Genomic DNA, 1302 nt, shown 5'->3' on the forward strand with positions numbered 1-1302 from the left:
CTGGCCCAGACTCTGCACGGTTTGCAGAAATCGCTGATCATCGGCATCTGCGTGGCCGTGCTGACCTCGCTGGTCGCGGTCACCGCGGGGTCGATCGCGGGTCTGCTCGGCGGCTGGACCGACCGCGCGATCATGTGGCTGGTCGACCTGCTGCTGGTGGTTCCCAGCTTCATCATCATCGCGATCTTCGCCCCGCGCACCAAGGGCAGCAGTTCGATTCTGCTGCTGATCGTGTTGCTGGCCGGGTTCAGCTGGATGATCAGCGCCCGCATCGTGCGCGGATTGACGCTGAGCCTGCGCGAACGCGAATTCGTCCGTGCGGCACGGTATATGGGCGCTTCGACGCGTTCGGTGATCGTCACCCACATCGTGCCGAATATCGCCTCGATCCTGATCATCGACACCACTCTTGCCGTCGGCGCGGCGATCATGTCCGAAACGGGTTTGAGCTTCCTCGGATTCGGTGTGCAACCGCCGGACGTGTCACTGGGCTCGCTGATCGCCTTCGGCACCAAATCGGCCTTGACCTTCCCGTGGTTGTTCCTGTTCCCGGGTGGTTTCCTGATCGCGATCGTGCTGTGCGCCAACCTCGTCGGCGACGGCCTGCGCGACGCCTTCGACCCGAGTTCCAAGGGCGCGCGTGCGGGCCGGAAGGCCGACCGGGCGGCGAAGCGGGACAAGGCGCAGCGCGGGAAGTCGGCGCGAACCTCCGGTGCCGGTCCGGATGAGCAGGCGGACAAGAGGATTGAAGCGGCATGACCGATCGCACCACCGAATCCGCCGACCGGGCGGACGCGCGGCGCAGCACGACCGCACCCCTGCTGGAGGTGTCGGACCTGCATGTGTCCTTCCCCAGCGAGGAGGGCCGCATCGACGCGGTGCGCGGAGTGAACTACACCGTCGCCGACGGTGAGGTGCTGGCCATCGTCGGCGAGTCGGGTTCCGGTAAATCGGTGTCCTCGCTGGCCGTGATGGGGTTGCTGCCCGATCAGGCCCGCATCCGCGGCTCGATCCGCCTGCGGGGCCGGGAGTTGCTCGGCATGGGCGACAAGCAGCTTTCGGCGCTGCGCGGGACGCGGATCAGCATGGTCTTCCAGGACCCGCTCTCGGCGCTCACGCCCGTCTACCGGGTCGGTGATCAGATCGCCGAGGCTCTGGTCGCCCACAAGAAGATGAGCAAGTCGCAGGCCGCGGCCCGGGCCGTGGAGCTGCTCGATCTGGTCGGTATTCCCGAACCGGCCGTGCGCGCCAAGGCTTTTCCGCACGAATTCTCCGGCGGTATGCGCCAGCGCGTGGTGATCG

The 1302-nt window shown here is 66.8% G+C and carries 2 protein-coding genes; both read left to right on the plus strand.

What is annotated here, in order from left to right; all coding sequences use genetic code 11:
- A partial coding sequence (locus ACGF5C_RS34665; protein WP_393308627.1) for an ABC transporter permease occupies window positions 1-759 on the plus strand: 759 nt, incomplete at its 5' end.
- On the plus strand, window positions 756-1302 hold a 547-nt coding region (locus ACGF5C_RS34670), incomplete at its 3' end, for an ATP-binding cassette domain-containing protein (protein ID WP_393308629.1). The genes ACGF5C_RS34665 and ACGF5C_RS34670, both read left to right, overlap by 4 nt.

This window comes from Micromonospora sp. NPDC047620 (genome assembly GCF_043205005.1).
GTDB lineage: Bacteria > Actinomycetota > Actinomycetes > Mycobacteriales > Micromonosporaceae > Micromonospora.